Genomic DNA, 21,164 nt, shown 5'->3' with positions numbered 1-21,164 from the left:
TTCTAGCCCTTACTTGGAGTAGAGCTCGACAATCAGGCTTTCGTTGATGTCGGCGGACAGATCACTGCGAGCAGGAACGTTCTTGAAAACGCCCGACTTCTTCTCAGTGTCTACTTCTACCCATTCTACGCGGCCACGTTGGGCACACAGATCGAGAGCTTGGACAATGCGAAGTTGGTTTTTTGCTTTCTCGCGAACTGCGACCACGTCACCAGCACGAACCTGATACGACGGAACGTTTACGGTCTGACCGTTAACGCTGATCGACTTGTGCGATACCAGCTGACGGGATTCGGCACGAGTCGAACCAAAGCCCATACGGTATACAACGTTGTCCAGACGGCATTCGAGCAGTTGCAGCAGGTTTTCACCGGTTGCACCTTTCTTGCCAGCAGCTTCTTTGTAGTAGCCGCTGAACTGACGCTCGAGAACGCCGTAGATACGACGGACCTTCTGCTTTTCACGCAGTTGGGTGCCGTAGTCGGACTGGCGACCGCGGCGTTGGCCGTGGATACCAGGTGCTGCTTCAATGTTGCACTTCGATTCGATCGCGCGCACGCCGCTCTTCAGGAAGAGATCGGTGCCTTCGCGACGAGCGAGTTTGCATTTTGGACCAATGTAACGAGCCATTCTTTACAATCTCCTGGATTACACGCGGCGCTTCTTCGGCGGACGGCACCCGTTGTGCGGGATTGGCGTCACGTCGGTGATGCTGGCGATCTTGTAGCCACAGCCGTTCAAAGCGCGGACTGCGGATTCACGACCTGGACCTGGACCCTTGACGTTAACGTCGAGGTTTTTCAGGCCGTATTCCAGCGCAGCTTGACCAGCACGCTCAGCAGCTACTTGAGCAGCGAACGGGGTGGACTTGCGGGAACCGCGGAAACCCGAACCACCGGAGGTAGCCCAGGAAAGAGCGTTACCTTGACGGTCGGTAATGGTCACGATGGTGTTGTTAAAAGAAGCATGGATGTGGGCGATGCCATCAACCACTGTCTTTTTAACTTTTTTACGAGGACGAGCAGCAGGTTTTGCCATGATTAAATTCCTGTCGATTCGCTGGGGCGATTACTTGCGGATCGGCTTACGCGGACCTTTACGGGTACGCGCGTTGGTCTTGGTACGCTGACCGCGTACTGGAAGACCGCGACGATGACGCAGACCGCGATAGCAACCGAGGTCCATCAAGCGCTTGATTTTCATGTTGATTTCGCGACGCAGGTCACCTTCAGTGGTGAACTTCGCCACTTCGCCACGCAGCTGTTCAATTTGCTCGTCGCTCAGATCTTTGATCTTTGCTGCTGGGTTTACCCCAGTGTCTGCACAGATTTTCTGCGCAGTAGTGCGACCGACACCATAGATGTAGGTCAGCGAGATAACAGTATGCTTGTTATCTGGAATGTTAACGCCTGCAATACGGGCCATTCAGTGGGACTCCAATTGACAGCTACCTACGCCCCGGAAGCCAAGAAATAGGGCGCGAGATAATATCGCTGTAATAACAAATAATCAACCCGGCAGCGCACTAGCTGCCGGGCTTGAAGCACAATCACACTCAGCCTTGGCGCTGTTTGTGACGCGGTTCCGCGCTGCAAATTACTCGAACAACACCTTCGCGGCGAATAATCTTGCAGTTACGGCACAGCTTTTTCACCGATGCACGAACTTTCATCACCAACTCCTCGAACCTTATGGGTACTCAGCGCAACATGCCGCTGCCGTAACCCTTCAGGTTGGCTTTCTTCATCAGGGATTCGTACTGGTGCGAAACGAGGTGCGATTGTACTTGGGACATGAAGTCCATCACAACCACGACCACGATCAGCAACGAGGTCCCGCCAAGGTAGAACGGAACGTTTGCTGCAACCACCAGGAACTGGGGCAACAGGCACACGGCCGTCATGTAAAGAGCACCGAACATGGTCAAGCGAGTCAAAACGCCATCAATATAGCGCGCAGACTGCTCACCTGGACGGATACCCGGAATAAAGGCACCGGACTTCTTCAGGTTTTCCGCTACGTCTTTCGGATTGAACATCAACGCCGTATAGAAGAAGCAGAAGAAAATAATCCCTGCACTAAACAGCAGAATATTCAACGGCTGACCAGGAGCGATCGACTGCGAGATGTCCTGCAACCAGCCCAAACCTTCAGACTGACCAAACCAGGCACCCAACGAAGCCGGGAACAGCAAAATGCTGCTCGCGAAAATAGCCGGAATAACACCGGCCATGTTCACCTTCAGCGGCAAGTGGCTTGTCTGCGCAGCGAAAACCTTACGGCCCTGCTGACGCTTGGCGTAGTGAACAGCGATACGACGCTGGCCACGCTCAATGAACACCACGAAACCGATAATCGCTACTGCCAGCAAACCGATGGCAACCAGGGCGAAGATATTGATATCCCCCTGACGCGCAGACTCGAAAGACTGCCCGATTGCCCTCGGAAGACCGGCGACGATACCCGAAAAAATCAACATCGAGATACCGTTGCCTACACCACGCTCAGTAATCTGCTCACCCAGCCACATCATGAACATCGCACCAGCCACAAAAGTGGATACCGCGACGAAATGGAAGCCAAAGTCACCAGTGAACGCAACGCCCTGCCCCGCCAGACCAATGGACATGCCAATAGCCTGAACGAGAGCGAGGACGACGGTGCCGTAGCGGGTGTACTGGCTGATCTTGCGACGGCCAGCTTCACCTTCCTTCTTCAACTGCTCCAGCTGCGGACTGACGGCAGTCATCAGTTGCATGATGATCGAAGCCGAGATGTACGGCATGATCCCCAGTGCAAAGATGCTCATCCGTTCCAGCGCGCCGCCGGAGAACATGTTGAACAAGCTAAGAATGGTCCCCTCATTCTGTCGAAACAGGTCTGCGAGTCGGTCCGGGTTGATACCTGGAACCGGGATGTGTGCGCCTATTCGGTAGACGATAATCGCCAGGAACAGAAAACGCAGACGAGCCCAAAGTTCAGACATACCGCCTTTGCCGAGCGCAGAGAGAGCACCTTGCTTAGCCATTTATTCCTCGAACTTGCCGCCAGCTGCTTCGATAGCCGCACGCGCACCTTTGGTGGCGCCGATTCCCTTGCCGATAGTGACAGCGCGAGTCACTTCACCGGACAACATGATTTTCACACGCTGTACGTTGACGTTGATCACGTTGGCATCTTTCAGGGACTGCACGGTGACGATGTCGCCTTCCACTTTAGCCAGCTCGGACAGACGCACTTCTGCGCGATCCATGGCTTTCAGGGAAACGAAACCGAACTTCGGCAGGCGACGATGCAGCGGCTGTTGACCGCCTTCAAAGCCTGGAGCAATAGTGCCACCGGAGCGGGAGGTTTGACCTTTGTGACCACGGCCACCAGTCTTACCCAAACCGCTACCGATACCACGGCCCGGACGATGCTTTTCGCGACGGGAACCCGGCGCTGGACTCAGATCATTGAGTTTCATCGATTAACCCTCGACACGCAGCATGTAGTAAGCCTTGTTGATCATCCCGCGATTCTCGGGAGTATCCTGGACTTCTACAGTGTGACCGATGCGACGCAGACCCAGACCCTTAACGCACAGTTTGTGGTTAGGGATGCGGCCGGTCATGCTTTTGATCAGCGTAACTTTAACGGTAGCCATGATCAGAAGATCTCCTTGACAGTCAGGCCACGCTTGGCAGCGATGGACTCAGGAGATTGCATGGCTTTCAGACCCTTGAAAGTGGCGTGAACCACGTTTACCGGGTTAGTCGAGCCGTAGCACTTGGCCAGAACGTTCTGAACGCCAGCAACTTCGAGGACAGCACGCATAGCGCCGCCAGCGATGATACCGGTACCTTCAGAAGCAGGCTGCATGTACACCTTCGAAGCGCCGTGAGCGGACTTCATTGCGTACTGCAGAGTGGTGCCGTTCAGGTCAACTTGAATCATGTTGCGGCGAGCAGCTTCCATTGCCTTCTGGATCGCAGCAGGCACTTCACGCGACTTGCCACGGCCGAAGCCAACACGCCCTTTACCATCACCAACCACGGTCAACGCGGTGAAAGTGAAGATACGGCCGCCTTTAACGGTTTTGGCTACGCGGTTAACTTGAACCAGCTTCTCGATGTAGCCTTCGTCGCGCTTTTGGTCGTTATTTGACATAACTTAGAACTCCAGCCCAGCTTCACGAGCAGCATCAGCCAGCGCTTTAACGCGGCCATGGTACTTGAAGCCAGAGCGGTCGAAAGCCACTTGCGAGACGCCAGCGGCCTTAGCACGCGTAGCGACCAGCTGGCCAACCTTTGTGGCCGCGTCGATGTTGCCAGTGGCACCATCACGCAGTTCTTTATCCAAAGTCGAGGCGCTTGCCAGGACTTTGTTGCCGTCGGCCGAGATGACCTGGGCGTAGATGTGCTGCGACGAGCGGAACACGCAGAGACGCACGACTTCGAGTTCGTGCATTTTCAGGCGTGCTTTGCGGGCGCGACGCAGTCGAGTAACTTTTTTGTCGGTCATTTGCTATGCCCTACTTCTTCTTGGCTTCTTTACGACGGACGACTTCGTCCGCGTAGCGCACACCTTTGCCTTTGTACGGCTCTGGTGGACGGAAGTCGCGGATCTCAGCGGCCACTTGACCTACCAGCTGTTTATCGATGCCCTTGATCAGGATATCGGTCTGGCTAGGAGTCTCAGCGGTGATGCCTTGCGGCAGTTCGTAATCCACTGGGTGCGAGAAGCCAAGAGCCAGGTTCAGCACCTGACCTTTTGCTTGCGCTTTGTAACCAACACCGACCAGCTGGAGCTTGCGCTCGAAGCCTTGGCTAACGCCTTGGACCATGTTGTTTACCAACGCACGCGTGGTACCGGCCATTGCGCGAGTCTGTTGATCGCCATTGCGAGCAGCGAAACGCAGCTCACCAGCCTCTTCAACGATCTCAACGGACGAATGGATGTTCAGTTCAAGAGTACCCTTGGCACCCTTCACCGAAAGCTGTTGGCCTGCGAATTTTACTTCGACACCGGCTGGCAGCTTAACGGGGTTCTTAGCGACGCGAGACATGCTTATCCCCCCTTAGAACACAGTGCAAAGAACTTCGCCGCCGACACCGGCAGCGCGCGCAGCACGATCCGTCATCACACCTTTGTTGGTGGAGACGATAGACACGCCAAGACCGCCACGAACTTTCGGCAGATCTTCAACGGACTTGTACTGACGCAGGCCTGGACGACTAACGCGCTTCACTTCCTCGATGACCGGACGGCCTTCGAAGTATTTCAGCGAGATGGACAACGACGGCTTAGCGTCGGTGGTGATCTGAAAATCCGCGATGTAACCTTCGTCCTTCAGGACTTTTGCTACAGCCACCTTCAACGTGGAAGACGGCATGCTTACGACAGACTTTTCAGCCATCTGGGCATTACGGATTCGAGTTAGCATGTCCGCTAACGGGTCCTGCATACTCATGGGCTAGACGCTCCTAATACAGAAAAATTAGCCTTGCGGCTACTACATGTCGCCGAGAAACTCCGGGCAGAAAAACACGGGCTCAGGCGAGCCGGTCATTCTAGACACACCCCAGAAATGAATCAAGCCCCAAAAGGGGCTTGATTCAGATTCAAGGCCACCGATGGTCAGGTTCTTGCGATCCCGACCATCAAGGCTTTGACAGCGATTACCAGCTGGCTTTAACCAGACCTGGAACGTCACCACGCATTGCCGCTTCACGCAGTTTGTTACGGCCCAGGCCGAACTTGCGGTAAACGCCGTGCGGACGACCAGTCAGGCGGCAACGGTTACGCATGCGCGAAGCGCTTGCGTCACGTGGTTGCTTCTGCAGAGCTACGGTAGCTTCCCAACGCGCTTCTGGACTTGCGTTCAGATCAACGATGATAGCTTTCAGCGCTGCACGCTTGGTGGCGTACTTGGCAACAGTGAGCTGACGCTTCAGCTCACGGTTTTTCATGCTCTTCTTGGCCATTTTCCTACTCCAATCAGTTGCGGAACGGGAATTTGAAAGCACGCAGCAGAGCGCGGCCTTCATCATCGTTCTTGGCAGTGGTGGTCAGGGTAATGTCCAGACCGCGGAGAGCATCGATCTTGTCGTAGTCGATTTCCGGGAAAATGATCTGCTCTTTCACGCCCATGCTGTAGTTGCCACGACCATCGAAGGACTTGGCATTCAGGCCGCGGAAGTCGCGGACCCGAGGCAGGGAGATCGACAGCAGACGATCCAGGAACTCGTACATACGCTCACGGCGCAGAGTCACTTTGACGCCGATCGGCCATCCTTCACGGACTTTAAAGCCAGCGATGGATTTACGAGCGTAGGTCACAACGACTTTTTGGCCGGTGATCTTTTCCAGGTCAGCAACAGCGTGCTCGATGACTTTTTTGTCGCCGATCGCTTCGCCCAGACCCATGTTCAGGGTGATTTTGGTAACGCGCGGAACTTCCATCACGTTCGAAAGCTTAAGTTCTTCCTTAAGTTTCGGAGCGATTTCCTTCCGGTAAATCTCTTTTAGTCGTGCCATGGTCTTCTACCTAGCAGTGTTCAAGCATCAACCGCTTTTTGGGTCGACTTGAAGACACGAATTTTCTTACCGTCTTCTACTTTGAAACCAACGCGGTCAGCCTTGTTGGTTTCGCCGTTGAAGATGGCGACGTTGGAAGCGTGCAGTGGCGCTTCTTTCTCGACGATACCGCCCTGTACGCCCGACATCGGGTTAGGCTTGGTATGACGCTTGACCAGGTTCAGACCACCAACAACCAGACGGTTGTCAGCAAGAACCTTCAGCACCTTACCGCGCTTACCTTTGTCTTTGCCGGCGATCACGATGATCTCGTCGTCACGACGAATCTTTTGCATGTCGGATCTCCTTACAGCACTTCTGGGGCGAGCGAGACGATCTTCATGAACTTCTCAGTACGAAGTTCACGGGTCACTGGCCCAAAGATACGGGTGCCGATCGGCTCTTGCTTGTTGTTCAAAAGAACAGCAGCGTTGCCATCAAAGCGGATAATGGAGCCATCAGCACGACGTACGCCGTGACGAGTGCGGACTACAACAGCAGTCATCACTTGGCCTTTTTTCACCTTACCGCGAGGAATTGCTTCCTTCACGGTAACTTTGATGATGTCACCGATACCAGCGTAACGACGATGGGAGCCACCCAGCACCTTGATGCACATAACACGGCGAGCGCCGCTGTTATCGGCCACATCGAGCATGGATTGAGTCTGAATCATATAATTTCTCCGACCCCTAGCCCTTAGACTTCCACAGCGCGTTCGAGAACATCAACCAGCGCCCAAGACTTGGTCTTGGCCATCGGACGAGTTTCACGAATAGTGACTTTGTCGCCGATGTGGCACTGATTGGTTTCGTCGTGCGCGTGCAGCTTAGTCGAACGCTTAACGTATTTACCGTAGATCGGGTGCTTAACGCGACGCTCGATCAGAACGGTGATGGTTTTGTCCATCTTGTCGCTGACAACACGGCCAGTCAGCGTACGGACAGTTTTTTCGGCTTCAGCCATGATCACTTACCTGCCTGCTGGTTGAGCACAGTCTTCACGCGAGCGATGTCACGCTTAACTTGCGAGAGCAGATGAGACTGCCCCAACTGGCCAGTTGCTTTCTGCATGCGCAGATTGAACTGGTCGCGCAGCAAGCCGAGCAGTTGCTCGTTCAGCTGCTGTGCGGATTTTTCACGAAGTTCATTCGCTTTCATCACATCACCGTCCGTTTAACAAAGGAGGTGGCGAGCGGCAGCTTTGCAGCAGCCAGGGCGAAAGCCTCACGCGCCAGCTCTTCAGAAACACCCTCGATTTCATACAGGACTTTGCCTGGCTGAATCTGGGCAACCCAGTACTCCACGTTACCCTTACCTTTACCCATACGAACCTCGAGAGGTTTTTTGGAGATCGGCTTGTCCGGGAATACACGGATCCAGATCTTGCCACCACGTTTTACGTGACGGGTCAGAGCACGACGCGCTGACTCGATCTGACGAGCGGTGAGACGACCACGAGCAACAGACTTCAGCGCGAACTCGCCGAAGCTGACTTTGCTACCGCGCAGTGCCAGACCACGGTTGTGGCCGGTCATCTGCTTGCGGAACTTCGTACGCTTTGGTTGCAACATTTGGCGTACCCCTTACTTAGCAGCTTTTTTACGAGGCGCTGGTGCTTGTGGCTTCAGCTCTTCTTGGCGACCACCAATTACTTCGCCTTTGAAGATCCAAACCTTTACACCGATCACACCGTAGGTGGTGTGAGCTTCGTAGTTGGCATAGTCGATGTCGGCACGCAGGGTGTGCAGTGGCACACGACCTTCGCGATACCATTCAGTACGTGCGATTTCAGCACCGCCGAGACGACCGCTCACTTGGATTTTGATGCCTTTGGCACCAATGCGCATGGCGTTCTGAACTGCGCGCTTCATAGCGCGACGGAACATTACACGACGCTCCAGCTGCTGAGCTACGCTCTGCGCAACCAGCATACCGTCGAGCTCCGGCTTGCGGATCTCTTCGATATTGATGTGCACAGGCACACCCATTTGCTTGGTCAGGTCCTGACGCAGTTTCTCAACATCTTCACCTTTCTTCCCGATAACGATACCTGGACGAGCGGTGTGGATGGTGATGCGTGCAGTTTGGGCCGGACGATGGATATCGATACGGCTTACGGACGCGCTTTTTAGTTTGTCTTGGAGATACTCACGCACTTTCAGATCTGCGAACAAGTAGTCCGCATAAGTCCGACCGTCTGCGTACCAGACGGAGGTGTGCTCCTTGACGATTCCCAGGCGAATGCCAATGGGATGTACTTTCTGACCCATCTCTTCGACTCCGTTACTTGTCAGCAACCTTGACAGTGATATGGCAAGACCGCTTGACGATGCGATCAGCACGGCCTTTGGCACGTGGCATGATGCGCTTCAGCGAACGCCCTTCGTTGACGAAAACAGTGCTGACCTTCAGGTCATCAACGTCTGCGCCTTCGTTATGCTCGGCGTTGGCTACGGCCGACTCCAGCACTTTCTTCATGATCTCGGCGGCTTTCTTACTGCTGAAAGCCAACAGGTTGAGCGCTTCGCCCACCTTCTTCCCGCGGATCTGGTCGGCGACCAAGCGGGCTTTCTGGGCGGAGATTCGAGCGCCCGACAACTTAGCGGCTACTTCCATTTCCTTACCCCTTAACGCTTGGCTTTCTTGTCTGCCACGTGCCCACGATAAGTGCGGGTACCGGCGAACTCGCCCAGTTTATGGCCAACCATGTCTTCGTTCACGAGAACTGGGACGTGCTGACGGCCGTTGTGTACTGCGATGGTCAGACCGACCATTTGTGGCAGGATCATCGAACGACGCGACCAAGTCTTAATTGGTTTGCGATCGTTCTTTTCCGCCGCCACTTCGATCTTCTTCAGTAGGTGAAGATCAATAAAAGGACCTTTTTTCAGAGAACGTGGCACTGTCGTATCCCTCTATTTACTTGCGACGACGGACGATCATTTTGTCGGTACGCTTATTACCACGAGTCTTCGCGCCCTTAGTCGGGAAGCCCCATGGCGATACCGGATGACGACCACCAGAGGTACGACCTTCACCACCACCATGTGGGTGGTCAACCGGGTTCATGGCAACACCACGAACGGTTGGGCGAACGCCACGCCAGCGTTTGGCACCAGCTTTACCCAGCGAACGCAGGCTGTGCTCGGAGTTCGAGACTTCGCCCAGGGTCGCACGGCATTCAGCCAGGACTTTACGCATTTCACCGGAACGCAGACGCAGGGTAACGTACACACCTTCACGAGCGATCAGCTGAGCCGAAGCACCAGCAGAACGAGCGATCTGCGCACCTTTACCTGGCTTCAGTTCGATGCCGTGTACGGTAGAACCGACTGGAATGTTGCGCAGTTGCAGAGCGTTGCCTGGCTTGATTGGAGCCAGTGCGCCCGCGATCAGCTGGTCGCCAGCACTCACGCCTTTAGGGGCGATGATGTAGCGACGCTCGCCGTCTGCGTAGCAGAGCAGTGCGATGTGAGCAGTACGGTTTGGATCGTATTCGATACGCTCGACAGTGGCGACGATGCCATCTTTGTCGTTGCGACGGAAATCGACCATACGGTAATGCTGCTTATGACCACCACCGATGTGACGAGTGGTAATACGGCCATTGTTGTTACGACCACCAGTCTTCGATTTTTTCTCGAGCAGCGGTGCGTGAGGAGCGCCTTTATGCAGCTCCTGGTTGACCACCTTGACCACAAAACGGCGGCCAGGGGAAGTCGGTTTGCATTTAACGATTGCCATGATGCACCCCTTCCTTACTCAGCACTGCTGCTGAAATCGAGATCTTGGCCTGGCTGAAGGGAGATAACTGCCTTCTTCCAGTCATTACGCTTGCCCAGACCGCGAGCAGTGCGCTTGCTCTTACCCAGAACGTTCAGGGTAGTGACGCGCTCTACTTTCACGCTGAACAGGCTTTCGACGGCCTTCTTGATTTCCAGCTTGGTTGCATCAGTAGCAACCTTGAAAACGAACTGGCCTTTCTTGTCTGCCAGAACCGTAGCCTTCTCGGAAACGTGCGGGCCAAGCAGAACTTTAAATACGCGTTCCTGGTTCATCCCAGCAGCTCCTCGAATTTCTTCACGGCCGACACGGTGATCAACACCTTGTCGTATGCGATCAGACTAACTGGATCGGAACCTTGCACGTCACGTACATCTACGTGTGGCAGGTTACGAGCAGCCAGGTACAGGTTCTGATCAACAGCGTCCGACACGATGAGAACATCGGTCAGGCTCATGTTGTTCAGCTTGCCCAGCAGATCTTTGGTTTTCGGAGTTTCAACAGCGAAATCCTGAACCACGACCAGACGATCAGTACGCACCAGCTCAGCAAGGATGGAACGCATTGCTGCGCGATACATCTTCTTGTTCAGCTTCTGGGAGTGATCCTGTGGACGAGCTGCGAAAGTGGTACCGCCGCCACGCCAGATTGGGCTACGGATAGTACCGGCACGAGCACGGCCAGTACCTTTCTGACGCCATGGGCGCTTGCCGCCACCACGAACGTCGGAACGGGTCTTTTGCTGCTTGCTACCTTGACGACCGCCGGCCATGTAGGCCACGACTGCTTGGTGAACCAGCGTCTCGTTGAACTCGCCGCCAAATGTCAGTTCGGAAACTTCGATCGCTTGAGCGTCATTTACATTTAATTGCATGTCAGCTTCCCCTTAACCGCGAGCCTTGGCTGCTGGACGTACAACCAGGTTGCCGCCAGTAGCGCCAGGAACAGCGCCCTTGACCAACAACAGATTGCGTTCAGCGTCCACGCGCACTACTTCCAGGGACTGCACGGTCACGCGCTCAGCGCCCATATGACCGGACATTTTTTTGCCCTTGAATACACGACCAGGAGTCTGGCACTGGCCGATAGAGCCTGGGACGCGGTGGGATACGGAGTTACCGTGGGTGTTATCTTGCCCGCGGAAATTCCAACGCTTGATCGTACCCTGGAAGCCTTTACCCTTGGACTGACCGGTTACATCAACCAGTTGACCAGCGGCGAAGATTTCAGCGTTGATCAGATCGCCTGCCTGGTACTCGCCTTCTTCAAGACGGAATTCCATGGTGGTGCGACCAGCGGCAACGTTCGCTTTAGCGAAGTGGCCAGCTTGAGCTGCTGTTACACGCGAAGCACGACGCTCGCCGACAGTGACTTGCACTGCACGATAGCCATCGGTCTCTTCAGTTTTGAACTGGGTGACGCGATTCGGCTCGATCTCAATGACCGTGACCGGAATGGAGACACCTTCTTCGGTGAAAATACGGGTCATACCGCATTTACGACCGACTACACCAATAGTCATGTTGTAAACCTCATGAGTGTACGGGGCTTTCACCCGCTATGGCCGCCCATTTCAGAGCGTTACACGACCAAGACCGAGTCTTAGCCGAGGCTGATCTGCACTTCCACACCGGCCGCAAGATCAAGCTTCATAAGAGCATCAACGGTTTTATCCGTTGGCTGGACGATGTCCAGAACGCGCTTATGAGTGCGGATTTCGTACTGGTCACGCGCGTCTTTGTTGACGTGCGGGGAAACCAGAACGGTGAACCGCTCTTTACGGGTAGGCAGTGGAATTGGACCACGCACTTGAGCACCAGTACGTTTCGCGGTTTCCACGATTTCCTGGGTTGATTGGTCGATCAGGCGATGGTCAAAAGCCTTCAACCTGATACGGATTTGCTGATTTTGCATTGGATTTCAGACTCCGGCTGCTATTCCCACCGGGCGCAATACGCCCGTTAAAAGGAGGCGCAATTCTATAGACGCCCCAGATAGGTGTCAACCCAATAAAAAAGCCCCCGCTGAGCGGGGGCTTTTTCAATCCATCAAGCAGACTCTATAAAAGAGATTACTCGATGATTTTGGCTACGACGCCAGCGCCGACGGTACGACCGCCTTCACGGATAGCGAAACGCAGACCGTCTTCCATCGCGATGGTTTTGATCAGGGTAACAGTCATCTGAATGTTGTCACCTGGCATTACCATTTCAACGCCTTCTGGCAGTTCGCAGTTACCAGTCACGTCAGTAGTACGGAAGTAGAACTGTGGACGGTAGCCTTTGAAGAACGGAGTGTGACGGCCGCCTTCTTCCTTGCTCAGAACGTAAACTTCTGCGGTGAACTTGGTGTGCGGCTTAACCGAACCTGGCTTAACCAGAACCTGACCACGCTCAACGTCGTCACGCTTGGTACCACGCAGCAGAACGCCGCAGTTCTCGCCAGCACGACCTTCGTCGAGCAGCTTGCGGAACATCTCAACACCAGTGCAGGTGGTGGTGGTGGTGTCACGCAGACCAACGATTTCCAGAGCATCTTGAACGCGAACGATACCGCGCTCGATACGACCAGTCACAACAGTACCGCGACCCGAGATCGAGAATACGTCTTCGATTGGCATCAGGAATGGCTTGTCGATCATACGAACTGGTTCTGGGATGTAGCTGTCCAGAGTTTCAACCAGCTTCTTGACGGCAGTGGTGCCCATCTCGTTGTCGTCTTTGCCTTCCAGCGCCATACGAGCCGAACCGATGATGATTGGAGTGTCATCGCCCGGGAAGTCGTAGGTGGACAGCAGGTCGCGAACTTCCATCTCAACCAGTTCCAGCAGCTCAGCGTCGTCTACCAGGTCAGCCTTGTTCAGGAAAACCACGATGTACGGAACGCCTACCTGACGGGACAGCAGGATGTGCTCACGGGTTTGTGGCATCGGACCATCAGCGGCCGAGCAAACCAGAATAGCGCCGTCCATTTGAGCAGCACCGGTGATCATGTTCTTCACATAGTCAGCGTGACCTGGGCAGTCAACGTGAGCGTAGTGACGGATCAGCGAGTTGTACTCAACGTGTGCGGTGTTGATGGTGATACCGCGAGCTTTTTCTTCTGGAGCGCTGTCGATCTTGTCGAATTCAACTACGGCCGAACCGAAAACTTCGGAGCAGACGCGAGTCAGAGCAGCGGTCAGAGTGGTTTTACCGTGGTCAACGTGACCGATGGTGCCAACGTTGACGTGCGGTAGGGAACGATCAAATTTTTCTTTAGCCACGACAATTAACTCCTAGCCTAAAGGGGCTGAATCAGCCTTGTTTTTTGGTTACGGATTCGACGATGTGCGACGGAGCCGTATCGTATTTTTTGAATTCCATAGAGTAGCTTGCGCGACCCTGAGACATGGAACGGACGTCAGTCGCATAACCGAACATCTCACCCAGTGGAACCTCGGCACGGATAACCTTGCCGGACACTGTGTCTTCCATACCCTGGATCATGCCGCGACGACGGTTAAGGTCGCCCATTACATCACCCATATAGTCTTCAGGCGTAACAACCTCTACCGCCATGATCGGCTCGAGCAACTCACCACCGCCCTTCTGGGCCAGTTGCTTGGTCGCCATGGAAGCAGCCACTTTAAACGCCATCTCGTTGGAGTCGACGTCGTGGTAAGAACCATCGAACACGGTAGCCTTCAGGCCGATCAGCGGATAGCCGGCAACAACGCCGTTCTTCATCTGCTCTTCGATACCCTTCTGGATAGCCGGGATGTATTCCTTAGGAACCACACCACCTACAACTTCGTTCACGAATTGCAGACCTTCCTGACCTTCGTCAGCAGGAGCAAAACGAATCCAGCAGTGACCGAACTGGCCGCGACCACCGGACTGACGAACGAACTTGCCTTCGATTTCGCAGTTCTTCGTGATGCGCTCACGATAGGAAACCTGAGGCTTGCCGATGTTGGCTTCTACGTTGAACTCACGGCGCATCCGGTCAACCAGGATGTCCAGGTGCAACTCGCCCATGCCGGAGATGATCGTTTGACCAGTCTCTTCATCAGTTTTTACGCGGAAAGACGGGTCTTCCTGAGCAAGCTTGCCCAGAGCGATACCCATTTTTTCCTGGTCATCCTTGGTCTTAGGCTCTACGGCAACCGAAATAACCGGCTCCGGGAAGTCCATGCGAACCAGGATGATTGGCTTGTCAGCGTTGCAGAGGGTTTCACCAGTGGTGACGTCCTTCATGCCGATCAGGGCCGCGATGTCGCCAGCGCGTACTTCCTTGATCTCTTCACGGGCGTTTGCGTGCATTTGCACCATACGACCCACGCGCTCTTTCTTGCCTTTAACCGAGTTGATCACGCCGTCGCCGGAGTTCAACACGCCCGAGTAAACACGGACGAAGGTCAAGGTACCCACGAATGGGTCGGTAGCGATTTTGAACGCCAGTGCCGCGAACGGCTCGTCGTCACTTGCGTGACGCTCCATTTCCTCTTCCTCGTTATCAGGGTTGGAGCCCTTGATAGCTGGAATGTCGGTTGGAGCAGGCAGGAAGTCGATAACGGCGTCGAGAACCAGGGGAACGCCCTTGTTCTTGAACGACGAACCGCACACAGCCAGAACGATTTCGCCAGCGATAGTGCGCTGACGCAGAGCGGCCTTGATCTCTTCGATCGACAGCTCTTCGCCTTCCAGGTACTTGTTCATCAGCTCTTCACTGGCTTCGGCCGCAGCTTCAACCATGTTGCTGCGCCACTCAGTAGCCAGCTCGAGCATGTCCGCAGGGATTTCCTTGCGAACAGGAACCATACCCTTGTCAGAGTCGTTCCAGTAAACAGCCTGCATGTTGATCAGGTCGATCTGGCCCTGGAAGTTGTCTTCCGAACCGATAGCCAGCTGAATCGGCACCGGAGTGTGACCCAGACGCTGTTTGATCTGACCGATCACGCGCAGGAAGTTGGCACCAGCACGGTCCATCTTGTTTACGTAAACAAGACGTGGAACGCCGTATTTGTTGGCCTGACGCCATACGGTTTCCGACTGCGGCTCAACACCCGAAGTACCGCAGAATACAACCACAGCGCCGTCGAGTACGCGCAGGGAACGCTCAACTTCAATGGTGAAGTCTACGTGGCCCGGAGTATCGATGACGTTGAAACGGTGCTCGTGCGGGTACTGCTTCTCGGAACCTTTCCAGAAGGCGGTAATGGCAGCAGAAGTAATGGTAATACCACGCTCCTGCTCCTGAACCATCCAGTCTGTGGTCGCGGCGCCGTCATGCACCTCGCCCATTTTGTGACTTTTGCCAGTGTAAAAAAGGACGCGCTCGGTGGTGGTGGTTTTACCAGCATCCACGTGAGCGACGATACCGATGTTACGGTAGCGACTAATCGGAGTAGTACGAGCCATAAAGCCCTCGCAAAATTAGTGAAGCTAAAATTAGAAGCGGTAGTGCGAGAAAGCTTTGTTGGCTTCGGCCATACGGTGCACGTCTTCACGCTTCTTAACAGCAGCACCTTTACCTTCAGCAGCATCCAGCAGTTCGCCAGCCAAGCGCAGAGCCATAGACTTTTCGCCACGCTTACGGGCGAAGTCTACCAACCAGCGCATTGCCAGAGCGTTACGGCGGGAAGGACGAACCTCGACCGGAACCTGGTAAGTAGCACCACCAACGCGGCGCGACTTCACTTCGACCAGCGGAGCGATGGCGTCGAGTGCTTTTTCGAAGAGTTCCAGGGGATCGGTGCCGGCCTTACGAGCCTTCACGGTTTCCAGGGCACCATAAACGATACGCTCGGCAACGGCTTTCTTGCCGCTTTCCATAACGTGGTTCATGAATTTGGCGAGGATCTGGCTTCCGTATTTCGGATCGTCCAGAATCTCACGCTTTGCTGCTACGCGACGTCTTGGCATGATAAGCCCTCAAGCGGTCTTCAGGTTAGTTCGGGACAGATCCAGTGGATGCAAGCCCGACCTTACTCTTATCGACTCAATAAAATGAAAATCTGCAAAACGACCGATTACTTCGGACGCTTGGTACCGTACTTCGAACGACCCTGGTTACGGCCTTTAACGCCGGAAGTATCCAAGGAGCCGCGAACGGTGTGGTAACGAACACCTGGCAAGTCTTTTACACGACCGCCGCGGATCAGTACCACGCTGTGCTCTTGCAGGTTGTGGCCTTCACCACCGATGTACGAGGAAACCTCGAAACCGTTGGTCAGACGCACACGGCATACTTTACGCAGTGCCGAGTTAGGTTTTTTCGGCGTAGTGGTGTACACACGGGTGCACACGCCACGACGTTGCGGGCAGTTCTGCAGCGCAGGTACGTCGGATTTCTCGACGATACGCTTACGCGGCTGACGTACCAGCTGGTTGATAGTTGCCATCTACTAGCTCCACTGTTGTCTTGCGACGCTATTGTCTTGCAAGAAAAGCAAAATGACAGGAACGGATTCCCGCCAAATTTAGGGGATCAAGAGTCTAAAGAGGATCTTGTCCCCAGTCAAGGCAAGGCCCCGACCTCCCCGCCCGTCGAACCTTGACAATTTGTCTCGATTCGACGAACGGAGCGATCAGGGCCTCAGCTTATTTTCCGCAGAACTCAGTTACCGCTCGAGTTCAGCGCTTCGGTCAGTGCAGCTTCCACTTCACTGGCGCTTACGCGCAACGGCTTGTCTGCATCACGGCGACGCTTGCGCTCGCTGTGATAAGCCAGACCGGTACCGGCCGGGATCAGACGACCCACAACCACGTTTTCTTTCAGGCCGCGCAGGTAGTCGCGCTTGCCGGTGACAGCCGCTTCGGTCAGTACGCGAGTGGTTTCCTGGAAGGAAGCCGCCGAGATGAACGATTCGGTCGACAACGACGCCTTGGTGATACCCAGCAGAACGCGGGTGAACTTGGAGACAAACTTGTCTTCCGCGTTCAGACGCTCGTTCTCTACCAGTACGTGAGTCAGTTCCATCTGGTCGCCCTTGATGAAGCTGGAATCGCCAGACTCGGAGATCTCAACTTTACGCAGCATCTGACGCAGGATGGTCTCGATGTGCTTGTCGTTGATCTTCACGCCTTGCAGACGGTAAACGTCCTGGATCTCGTTCACGATGTACTTGGCCAGCGCGCTCACACCCAGCAGACGCAGGATGTCGTGCGGATCGCTTGGACCGTCGGAGATAACTTCGCCGCGGTTTACCTGTTCGCCTTCGAACACGTTCAGGTGACGCCACTTTGGAATCAGCTCTTCGTACGGATCGCTACCGTCGTTCGGGGTAATGACCAGACGGCGCTTGCCTTTGGTCTCTTTACCGAACGCGATGGTGCCGCTGACTTCAGCCAGAATCGACGCTTCTTTCGGACGACGGGCTTCGAACAGGTCGGCAACACGCGGCAGACCACCGGTGATGTCACGAGTCTTCGAAGTTTCTTGCGGGATACGCGCGATAACATCACCGATCGCGATCTTCGCACCGTCCGCAACACCGACCAGGGCGTTGGCTGGCAGGAAGTACTGAGCGATAACGTCAGTGCCTGGCAGCAACAGATCCTTGCCGTTGTCGTCGACCATCTTCACTGCCGGACGGATTTCTTTGCCCGCAGCTGGACGATCTTTCGCGTCGAGTACTTCAATGTTGGTCATACCGGTCAATTCGTCAGTCTGACGCTTGATCGTGATGCCTTCTTCCATGCCCACGTAGGTCACGGTACCTTTCATTTCGGTAACGATCGGGTGAGTGTGCGGATCCCACTTGGCCACGATTGCACCAGCGTCGACCTTGTCACCTTCTTTAACCGAGATCACAGCACCGTACGGCAGCTTGTAACGCTCACGCTCACGACCGAAGTCATCAGCGATTGCCAGCTCACCGGAACGGGACACAGCAACCAGGTGGCCATCCACTCGCTCAACGTGTTTCAGGTTGTGCAGACGGACAGTACCGCCATTCTTCACCTGAACGCTGTCGGCTGCGGAAGTACGGCTTGCCGCACCACCGATGTGGAACGTACGCATCGTCAGCTGGGTACCCGGCTCACCGATGGACTGGGCAGCGATAACGCCGACCGCTTCACCGATGTTCACCTGGTGACCACGAGCCAGATCACGGCCGTAGCACTTGGCGCAAATGCCATAGCGGGTTTCGCAGCTGATCGGCGAACGCACGATCACTTCGTCGATGCTGTTCAGCTCGATGAACTCGACCCACTTCTCGTCTACCAGAGTACCGGCAGGAACGATAACGTCCTCGGTGCCTGGCTTGAATACGTCACGGGCAATAACACGACCCAATACGCGCTCACCCAACGGCTCTACAACGTCACCGCCTTCAATGTGCGGAGTCATCAGCAGACCGTGTTCGGTGCCGCAATCGATCTCGGTTACAACCAGATCCTGCGCCACGTCTACCAGACGACGAGTCAGGTAACCGGAGTTCGCAGTTTTCAACGCGGTATCCGCCAGACCTTTACGAGCACCGTGAGTCGAGATGAAGTACTGGAGTACGCTCAGACCTTCACGGAAGTTCGCAGTAATCGGCGTTTCAATGATGGAACCGTCCGGCTTGGCCATCAGACCACGCATACCGGCCAGCTGACGAATCTGTGCTGCGGAACCCCGCGCACCCGAGTCGGCCATCATGTACATCGAGTTGAAGGACTCTTGGTCGACTTCGTCGCCGTGACGGTCGATGACCTTCTCTTTCGAGAGGTTGGCCATCATCGCCTTGGAAACTTCGTCGTTCGCCTTCGACCAAAGGTCGATCACTTTGTTGTACTTCTCGCCCTGGGTTACCAGGCCGGAGGCGTACTGGCTCTCGATCTCTTTCACTTCGTCGGTGGCTGCACCGATGATGCGGGCTTTTTCGTCCGGGATAACGAAGTCGTTAACACCGATGGAAACGCCGGAGATGGTCGAGTAAGCGAAACCGGTGTACATCAACTGGTCAGCGAAGATCACGGTCTCTTTCAGACCAACCACGCGGTAGCACTGGTTGATCAGCTTGGAGATCGCCTTTTTCTTCATCGGCAGGTTGACGACGTCGTACGACAGACCTTTTGGCACAACCTGGAACAGCAGCGCACGGCCGACGGTGGTGTCGACGATACGGGTACCGCTCACGCTGTTGCCGTCACGGTCGTTGACGGTTTCGTTGATACGAACCTTGACCTTGGCGTGCAGTGCGGCTTCGCCGGCACGGAACACACGGTCAACTTCCTGCAGATCCGCGAACACACGACCTTCGCCCTTGGCGTTGATCGCTTCACGAGTCATGTAGTACAGACCCAATACAACGTCCTGCGACGGAACGATGATTGGCTCACCGTTGGCTGGCGACAGAATGTTGTTGGTCGACATCATCAACGCACGCGCTTCGAGCTGGGCTTCCAGCGTCAGCGGTACGTGCACGGCCATTTGGTCGCCGTCGAAGTCGGCGTTGTACGCGGCGCAGACCAGCGGGTGCAGCTGAATAGCCTTACCTTCGATCAGTACCGGTTCAAACGCTTGAATACCCAGACGGTGAAGGGTCGGTGCACGGTTGAGAAGAACCGGGTGTTCGCGAATCACTTCAGCGAGAACGTCCCAAACCTCTGGCAGTTCGCGCTCGACCATTTTCTTGGCCGCTTTGATGGTGGTCGCCAGACCACGCATTTCCAGCTTGCCGAAAATGAACGGTTTGAACAGCTCGAGAGCCATCTTCTTCGGCAGACCGCACTGGTGCAGACGCAGGGTCGGACCTACGGTAATTACCGAACGACCGGAGTAGTCAACACGCTTACCGAGCAAGTTCTGACGGAAACGACCTTGCTTACCCTTGATCATGTCAGCCAGGGATTTCAGAGGACGCTTGTTCGAACCGGTGATAGCGCGGCCACGACGACCGTTGTCGAGCAGTGCATCGACAGCTTCCTGCAACATACGCTTTTCGTTGCGCACGATGATGTCCGGAGCGGACAGATCCAGCAGGCGCTTCAAACGGTTGTTACGGTTGATCACTCGACGATACAGATCGTTGAGGTCGGAAGTCGCGAAACGACCGCCATCCAGCGGGACCAGTGGACGCAGATCTGGCGGCAGAACCGGCAGAACGGTCAGCACCATCCACTCTGGCAGGTTGCCGGAACCCTGGAAGGCTTCCATCAACTTCAGACGCTTGGACAGCTTCTTGATCTTGGTTTCCGAGTTGGTTTGCGGAATCTCTTCGCGCAGACGGCCAATCTCGTGCTCCAGGTCGATAGCGTGCAGCAGTTCACGGACAGCCTCAGCACCCATGCGGGCGTCGAAGTCGTCACCGAACTCTTCCAGCGCTTCGAAGTACTGCTCGTCGTTCAGCAGCTGACCTTTTTCAAGGGTGGTCATGCCCGGGTCGATAACGACATAGCTCTCGAAGTAGAGAACGCGCTCGATATCACGCAGGGTCATGTCCATCAGCAGGCCGATACGGGACGGCAGCGATTTCAGGAACCAGATGTGGGCAACCGGCGAAGCCAGTTCGATGTGCGCCATGCGCTCACGACGAACCTTGGCCAGTGCAACTTCAACGCCGCACTTCTCGCAGATCACACCACGGTGCTTCAAGCGCTTGTACTTACCGCACAGGCACTCGTAATCCTTTACCGGGCCAAAGATCTTGGCGCAGAACAGACCGTCACGCTCAGGTTTGAACGTACGGTAGTTGATGGTTTCCGGCTTTTTAACTTCACCGAACGACCACGAGCGGATCATCTCAGGCGAGGCCAATCCGATACGGATGGCGTCGAACTCTTCGACTTGACCCTGGTTTTTCAGCAAATTCAGTAGGTCTTTCAAGGCCTTTCCTCCTGGCGGAGC

Annotated in this window: 31 protein-coding genes; all 31 read right to left on the bottom strand. The window is 55.1% G+C overall.

Features of this window, described 5'->3' with window-relative positions:
• Nucleotides 1-9: 9 nt before the first annotated feature.
• Nucleotides 10-630, bottom strand: a complete 621-nt coding sequence (gene rpsD, locus PMI25_RS04805; protein WP_003176404.1) for a 30S ribosomal protein S4 — start codon at nt 628-630, stop codon at nt 10-12.
• An 18-nt stretch (nt 631-648) separates the two neighbouring features.
• Nucleotides 649-1,038, bottom strand: a complete 390-nt coding sequence (rpsK, locus tag PMI25_RS04800) for a 30S ribosomal protein S11 (RefSeq protein ID WP_002555466.1) — start codon at nt 1,036-1,038, stop codon at nt 649-651.
• Nucleotides 1,039-1,068: 30 nt separating this feature from the next.
• Nucleotides 1,069-1,425: a 30S ribosomal protein S13 gene (rpsM, locus tag PMI25_RS04795; RefSeq protein ID WP_008374135.1), complete on the bottom strand. Its 357-nt coding sequence runs from the start codon at nt 1,423-1,425 to the stop codon at nt 1,069-1,071.
• Between the two features lie 130 nt (nt 1,426-1,555).
• On the bottom strand, nt 1,556-1,672 hold the full coding sequence (gene rpmJ / locus PMI25_RS27960; protein ID WP_002555468.1) for a 50S ribosomal protein L36: 117 nt from the start codon (nt 1,670-1,672) through the stop codon (nt 1,556-1,558).
• 27 nt (nt 1,673-1,699) lie between these two features.
• Nucleotides 1,700-3,028, bottom strand: coding sequence for a preprotein translocase subunit SecY (gene secY / locus PMI25_RS04790; RefSeq protein ID WP_007966172.1), 1,329 nt, complete (start codon nt 3,026-3,028; stop codon nt 1,700-1,702).
• On the bottom strand, nt 3,029-3,466 hold the full coding sequence (rplO, locus tag PMI25_RS04785; RefSeq protein WP_003228720.1) for a 50S ribosomal protein L15: 438 nt from the start codon (nt 3,464-3,466) through the stop codon (nt 3,029-3,031). It lies immediately after the preceding gene.
• Nucleotides 3,467-3,469: 3 nt separating this feature from the next.
• Nucleotides 3,470-3,646: a 50S ribosomal protein L30 gene (gene rpmD / locus PMI25_RS04780; RefSeq protein WP_003176408.1), complete on the bottom strand. Its 177-nt coding sequence runs from the start codon at nt 3,644-3,646 to the stop codon at nt 3,470-3,472.
• Nucleotides 3,647-3,648: 2 nt separating this feature from the next.
• Entirely contained in the window at nt 3,649-4,149 is a 501-nt protein-coding gene (rpsE, locus tag PMI25_RS04775) for a 30S ribosomal protein S5 (protein WP_003176409.1), read from the bottom strand.
• Nucleotides 4,150-4,152: 3 nt separating this feature from the next.
• Nucleotides 4,153-4,503, bottom strand: coding sequence for a 50S ribosomal protein L18 (gene rplR / locus PMI25_RS04770; RefSeq protein ID WP_003186037.1), 351 nt, complete (start codon nt 4,501-4,503; stop codon nt 4,153-4,155).
• Between the two features lie 10 nt (nt 4,504-4,513).
• Nucleotides 4,514-5,047, bottom strand: coding sequence for a 50S ribosomal protein L6 (gene rplF / locus PMI25_RS04765; protein ID WP_007966176.1), 534 nt, complete (start codon nt 5,045-5,047; stop codon nt 4,514-4,516).
• A 12-nt stretch (nt 5,048-5,059) separates the two neighbouring features.
• A complete protein-coding gene (gene rpsH, locus PMI25_RS04760; RefSeq protein WP_007966178.1) occupies nt 5,060-5,452 on the bottom strand; it encodes a 30S ribosomal protein S8 in 393 nt (130 codons plus the stop codon).
• A 208-nt stretch (nt 5,453-5,660) separates the two neighbouring features.
• Nucleotides 5,661-5,966 (bottom strand): 30S ribosomal protein S14, encoded by a 306-nt coding sequence (gene rpsN / locus PMI25_RS04755; protein ID WP_003228726.1) that lies wholly within the window; start codon nt 5,964-5,966, stop codon nt 5,661-5,663.
• Nucleotides 5,967-5,979: 13 nt separating this feature from the next.
• Entirely contained in the window at nt 5,980-6,519 is a 540-nt protein-coding gene (gene rplE, locus PMI25_RS04750; protein WP_003210069.1) for a 50S ribosomal protein L5, read from the bottom strand.
• A gap of 20 nt (nt 6,520-6,539) precedes the next feature.
• Nucleotides 6,540-6,854, bottom strand: coding sequence for a 50S ribosomal protein L24 (gene rplX / locus PMI25_RS04745; RefSeq protein ID WP_003186046.1), 315 nt, complete (start codon nt 6,852-6,854; stop codon nt 6,540-6,542).
• 11 nt (nt 6,855-6,865) lie between these two features.
• Nucleotides 6,866-7,234: a 50S ribosomal protein L14 gene (gene rplN, locus PMI25_RS04740; protein ID WP_002555479.1), complete on the bottom strand. Its 369-nt coding sequence runs from the start codon at nt 7,232-7,234 to the stop codon at nt 6,866-6,868.
• Between the two features lie 23 nt (nt 7,235-7,257).
• A complete protein-coding gene (gene rpsQ, locus PMI25_RS04735) occupies nt 7,258-7,524 on the bottom strand; it encodes a 30S ribosomal protein S17 (protein ID WP_003194644.1) in 267 nt (88 codons plus the stop codon).
• A gap of 2 nt (nt 7,525-7,526) precedes the next feature.
• Nucleotides 7,527-7,718 carry a 50S ribosomal protein L29 gene (gene rpmC / locus PMI25_RS04730; RefSeq protein ID WP_002555481.1) on the bottom strand — a complete coding sequence of 64 codons (192 nt, stop codon included), beginning with the start codon at nt 7,716-7,718 and terminating at the stop codon, nt 7,527-7,529.
• The gene (rplP, locus tag PMI25_RS04725) at nt 7,718-8,131 is read right to left on the bottom strand and encodes a 50S ribosomal protein L16 (RefSeq protein WP_003228729.1); all 414 of its coding nucleotides are present in this window, start codon (nt 8,129-8,131) and stop codon (nt 7,718-7,720) included. Before rplP ends, rpmC begins: the two co-directional genes overlap by 1 nt.
• A 12-nt stretch (nt 8,132-8,143) precedes the next feature.
• Complete coding sequence (rpsC, locus tag PMI25_RS04720) at nt 8,144-8,830, bottom strand: 30S ribosomal protein S3 (RefSeq protein WP_003176422.1); 687 nt, start codon at nt 8,828-8,830, stop codon at nt 8,144-8,146.
• Between the two features lie 13 nt (nt 8,831-8,843).
• Nucleotides 8,844-9,176, bottom strand: a complete 333-nt coding sequence (rplV, locus tag PMI25_RS04715; protein ID WP_003103908.1) for a 50S ribosomal protein L22 — start codon at nt 9,174-9,176, stop codon at nt 8,844-8,846.
• A gap of 11 nt (nt 9,177-9,187) precedes the next feature.
• Nucleotides 9,188-9,463 (bottom strand): 30S ribosomal protein S19, encoded by a 276-nt coding sequence (rpsS, locus tag PMI25_RS04710; protein WP_003228731.1) that lies wholly within the window; start codon nt 9,461-9,463, stop codon nt 9,188-9,190.
• Nucleotides 9,464-9,479: 16 nt separating this feature from the next.
• Nucleotides 9,480-10,304: a 50S ribosomal protein L2 gene (gene rplB, locus PMI25_RS04705; RefSeq protein ID WP_003228734.1), complete on the bottom strand. Its 825-nt coding sequence runs from the start codon at nt 10,302-10,304 to the stop codon at nt 9,480-9,482.
• A 14-nt stretch (nt 10,305-10,318) separates the two neighbouring features.
• Nucleotides 10,319-10,618: a 50S ribosomal protein L23 gene (rplW, locus tag PMI25_RS04700; RefSeq protein WP_002555488.1), complete on the bottom strand. Its 300-nt coding sequence runs from the start codon at nt 10,616-10,618 to the stop codon at nt 10,319-10,321.
• Nucleotides 10,615-11,217, bottom strand: coding sequence for a 50S ribosomal protein L4 (gene rplD, locus PMI25_RS04695; protein WP_003228735.1), 603 nt, complete (start codon nt 11,215-11,217; stop codon nt 10,615-10,617). Before rplD ends, rplW begins: the two co-directional genes overlap by 4 nt.
• A 12-nt stretch (nt 11,218-11,229) precedes the next feature.
• Nucleotides 11,230-11,865 carry a 50S ribosomal protein L3 gene (gene rplC, locus PMI25_RS04690; protein WP_003228738.1) on the bottom strand — a complete coding sequence of 212 codons (636 nt, stop codon included), beginning with the start codon at nt 11,863-11,865 and terminating at the stop codon, nt 11,230-11,232.
• 80 nt (nt 11,866-11,945) lie between these two features.
• Nucleotides 11,946-12,257, bottom strand: coding sequence for a 30S ribosomal protein S10 (rpsJ, locus tag PMI25_RS27955; RefSeq protein WP_003186070.1), 312 nt, complete (start codon nt 12,255-12,257; stop codon nt 11,946-11,948).
• 157 nt (nt 12,258-12,414) lie between these two features.
• Nucleotides 12,415-13,608: an elongation factor Tu gene (gene tuf, locus PMI25_RS04680; protein WP_024164425.1), complete on the bottom strand. Its 1,194-nt coding sequence runs from the start codon at nt 13,606-13,608 to the stop codon at nt 12,415-12,417.
• A gap of 31 nt (nt 13,609-13,639) precedes the next feature.
• Nucleotides 13,640-15,745 (bottom strand): elongation factor G, encoded by a 2,106-nt coding sequence (gene fusA, locus PMI25_RS04675; RefSeq protein ID WP_007962223.1) that lies wholly within the window; start codon nt 15,743-15,745, stop codon nt 13,640-13,642.
• A gap of 30 nt (nt 15,746-15,775) precedes the next feature.
• Nucleotides 15,776-16,249 (bottom strand): 30S ribosomal protein S7, encoded by a 474-nt coding sequence (gene rpsG / locus PMI25_RS04670; protein ID WP_003228745.1) that lies wholly within the window; start codon nt 16,247-16,249, stop codon nt 15,776-15,778.
• Between the two features lie 107 nt (nt 16,250-16,356).
• The gene (gene rpsL / locus PMI25_RS04665; RefSeq protein WP_003186084.1) at nt 16,357-16,728 is read right to left on the bottom strand and encodes a 30S ribosomal protein S12; all 372 of its coding nucleotides are present in this window, start codon (nt 16,726-16,728) and stop codon (nt 16,357-16,359) included.
• Nucleotides 16,729-16,943: 215 nt separating this feature from the next.
• Nucleotides 16,944-21,143 carry a DNA-directed RNA polymerase subunit beta' gene (rpoC, locus tag PMI25_RS04660; protein WP_007962225.1) on the bottom strand — a complete coding sequence of 1,400 codons (4,200 nt, stop codon included), beginning with the start codon at nt 21,141-21,143 and terminating at the stop codon, nt 16,944-16,946.
• Nucleotides 21,144-21,164: the final 21 nt, after the last annotated feature.

The organism is Pseudomonas sp. GM30, assembly GCF_000282275.2.
Taxonomy (GTDB): domain Bacteria; phylum Pseudomonadota; class Gammaproteobacteria; order Pseudomonadales; family Pseudomonadaceae; genus Aquipseudomonas.
Note: the sequence above shows the minus strand (reverse complement) of the source record. Positions and strands in the feature narration are given on the sequence as shown.

What these genes read in the sequence shown, in the direction of transcription:
- rplP (WP_003228729.1), bottom strand. Translation starts at nt 8,131, where the DNA reads ATGTTGCAACCAAAGCGTACGAAGTTCCGCAAGCAGATGACCGGCCAC.
- rpsD (WP_003176404.1), bottom strand. Translation starts at nt 630, where the DNA reads ATGGCTCGTTACATTGGTCCAAAATGCAAACTCGCTCGTCGCGAAGGC.
- rplR (WP_003186037.1), bottom strand. Translation starts at nt 4,503, where the DNA reads ATGACCGACAAAAAAGTTACTCGACTGCGTCGCGCCCGCAAAGCACGC.
- rplC (WP_003228738.1), bottom strand. Translation starts at nt 11,865, where the DNA reads ATGACTATTGGTGTAGTCGGTCGTAAATGCGGTATGACCCGTATTTTC.
- rpsN (WP_003228726.1), bottom strand. Translation starts at nt 5,966, where the DNA reads ATGGCCAAGAAGAGCATGAAAAACCGTGAGCTGAAGCGTCAGCTCACT.
- rpsE (WP_003176409.1), bottom strand. Translation starts at nt 4,149, where the DNA reads ATGTCAAATAACGACCAAAAGCGCGACGAAGGCTACATCGAGAAGCTG.
- rpsC (WP_003176422.1), bottom strand. Translation starts at nt 8,830, where the DNA reads ATGGGTCAGAAAGTACATCCCATTGGCATTCGCCTGGGAATCGTCAAG.
- rplO (WP_003228720.1), bottom strand. Translation starts at nt 3,466, where the DNA reads ATGAAACTCAATGATCTGAGTCCAGCGCCGGGTTCCCGTCGCGAAAAG.
- rplV (WP_003103908.1), bottom strand. Translation starts at nt 9,176, where the DNA reads ATGGAAGTAGCCGCTAAGTTGTCGGGCGCTCGAATCTCCGCCCAGAAA.
- rplE (WP_003210069.1), bottom strand. Translation starts at nt 6,519, where the DNA reads ATGGCACGACTAAAAGAGATTTACCGGAAGGAAATCGCTCCGAAACTT.
- rpmD (WP_003176408.1), bottom strand. Translation starts at nt 3,646, where the DNA reads ATGGCTACCGTTAAAGTTACGCTGATCAAAAGCATGACCGGCCGCATC.
- rpsL (WP_003186084.1), bottom strand. Translation starts at nt 16,728, where the DNA reads ATGGCAACTATCAACCAGCTGGTACGTCAGCCGCGTAAGCGTATCGTC.
- rplF (WP_007966176.1), bottom strand. Translation starts at nt 5,047, where the DNA reads ATGTCTCGCGTCGCTAAGAACCCCGTTAAGCTGCCAGCCGGTGTCGAA.
- rpmC (WP_002555481.1), bottom strand. Translation starts at nt 7,718, where the DNA reads ATGAAAGCGAATGAACTTCGTGAAAAATCCGCACAGCAGCTGAACGAG.
- rplB (WP_003228734.1), bottom strand. Translation starts at nt 10,304, where the DNA reads ATGGCAATCGTTAAATGCAAACCGACTTCCCCTGGCCGCCGTTTTGTG.
- rpsG (WP_003228745.1), bottom strand. Translation starts at nt 16,249, where the DNA reads ATGCCAAGACGTCGCGTAGCAGCAAAGCGTGAGATTCTGGACGATCCG.
- secY (WP_007966172.1), bottom strand. Translation starts at nt 3,028, where the DNA reads ATGGCTAAGCAAGGTGCTCTCTCTGCGCTCGGCAAAGGCGGTATGTCT.
- rpsH (WP_007966178.1), bottom strand. Translation starts at nt 5,452, where the DNA reads ATGAGTATGCAGGACCCGTTAGCGGACATGCTAACTCGAATCCGTAAT.
- rplN (WP_002555479.1), bottom strand. Translation starts at nt 7,234, where the DNA reads ATGATTCAGACTCAATCCATGCTCGATGTGGCCGATAACAGCGGCGCT.
- fusA (WP_007962223.1), bottom strand. Translation starts at nt 15,745, where the DNA reads ATGGCTCGTACTACTCCGATTAGTCGCTACCGTAACATCGGTATCGTC.
- rplX (WP_003186046.1), bottom strand. Translation starts at nt 6,854, where the DNA reads ATGCAAAAGATTCGTCGTGACGACGAGATCATCGTGATCGCCGGCAAA.
- rpsJ (WP_003186070.1), bottom strand. Translation starts at nt 12,257, where the DNA reads ATGCAAAATCAGCAAATCCGTATCAGGTTGAAGGCTTTTGACCATCGC.
- rpsQ (WP_003194644.1), bottom strand. Translation starts at nt 7,524, where the DNA reads ATGGCTGAAGCCGAAAAAACTGTCCGTACGCTGACTGGCCGTGTTGTC.
- rpmJ (WP_002555468.1), bottom strand. Translation starts at nt 1,672, where the DNA reads ATGAAAGTTCGTGCATCGGTGAAAAAGCTGTGCCGTAACTGCAAGATT.
- rplW (WP_002555488.1), bottom strand. Translation starts at nt 10,618, where the DNA reads ATGAACCAGGAACGCGTATTTAAAGTTCTGCTTGGCCCGCACGTTTCC.
- rpsM (WP_008374135.1), bottom strand. Translation starts at nt 1,425, where the DNA reads ATGGCCCGTATTGCAGGCGTTAACATTCCAGATAACAAGCATACTGTT.
- rpsK (WP_002555466.1), bottom strand. Translation starts at nt 1,038, where the DNA reads ATGGCAAAACCTGCTGCTCGTCCTCGTAAAAAAGTTAAAAAGACAGTG.
- rplD (WP_003228735.1), bottom strand. Translation starts at nt 11,217, where the DNA reads ATGCAATTAAATGTAAATGACGCTCAAGCGATCGAAGTTTCCGAACTG.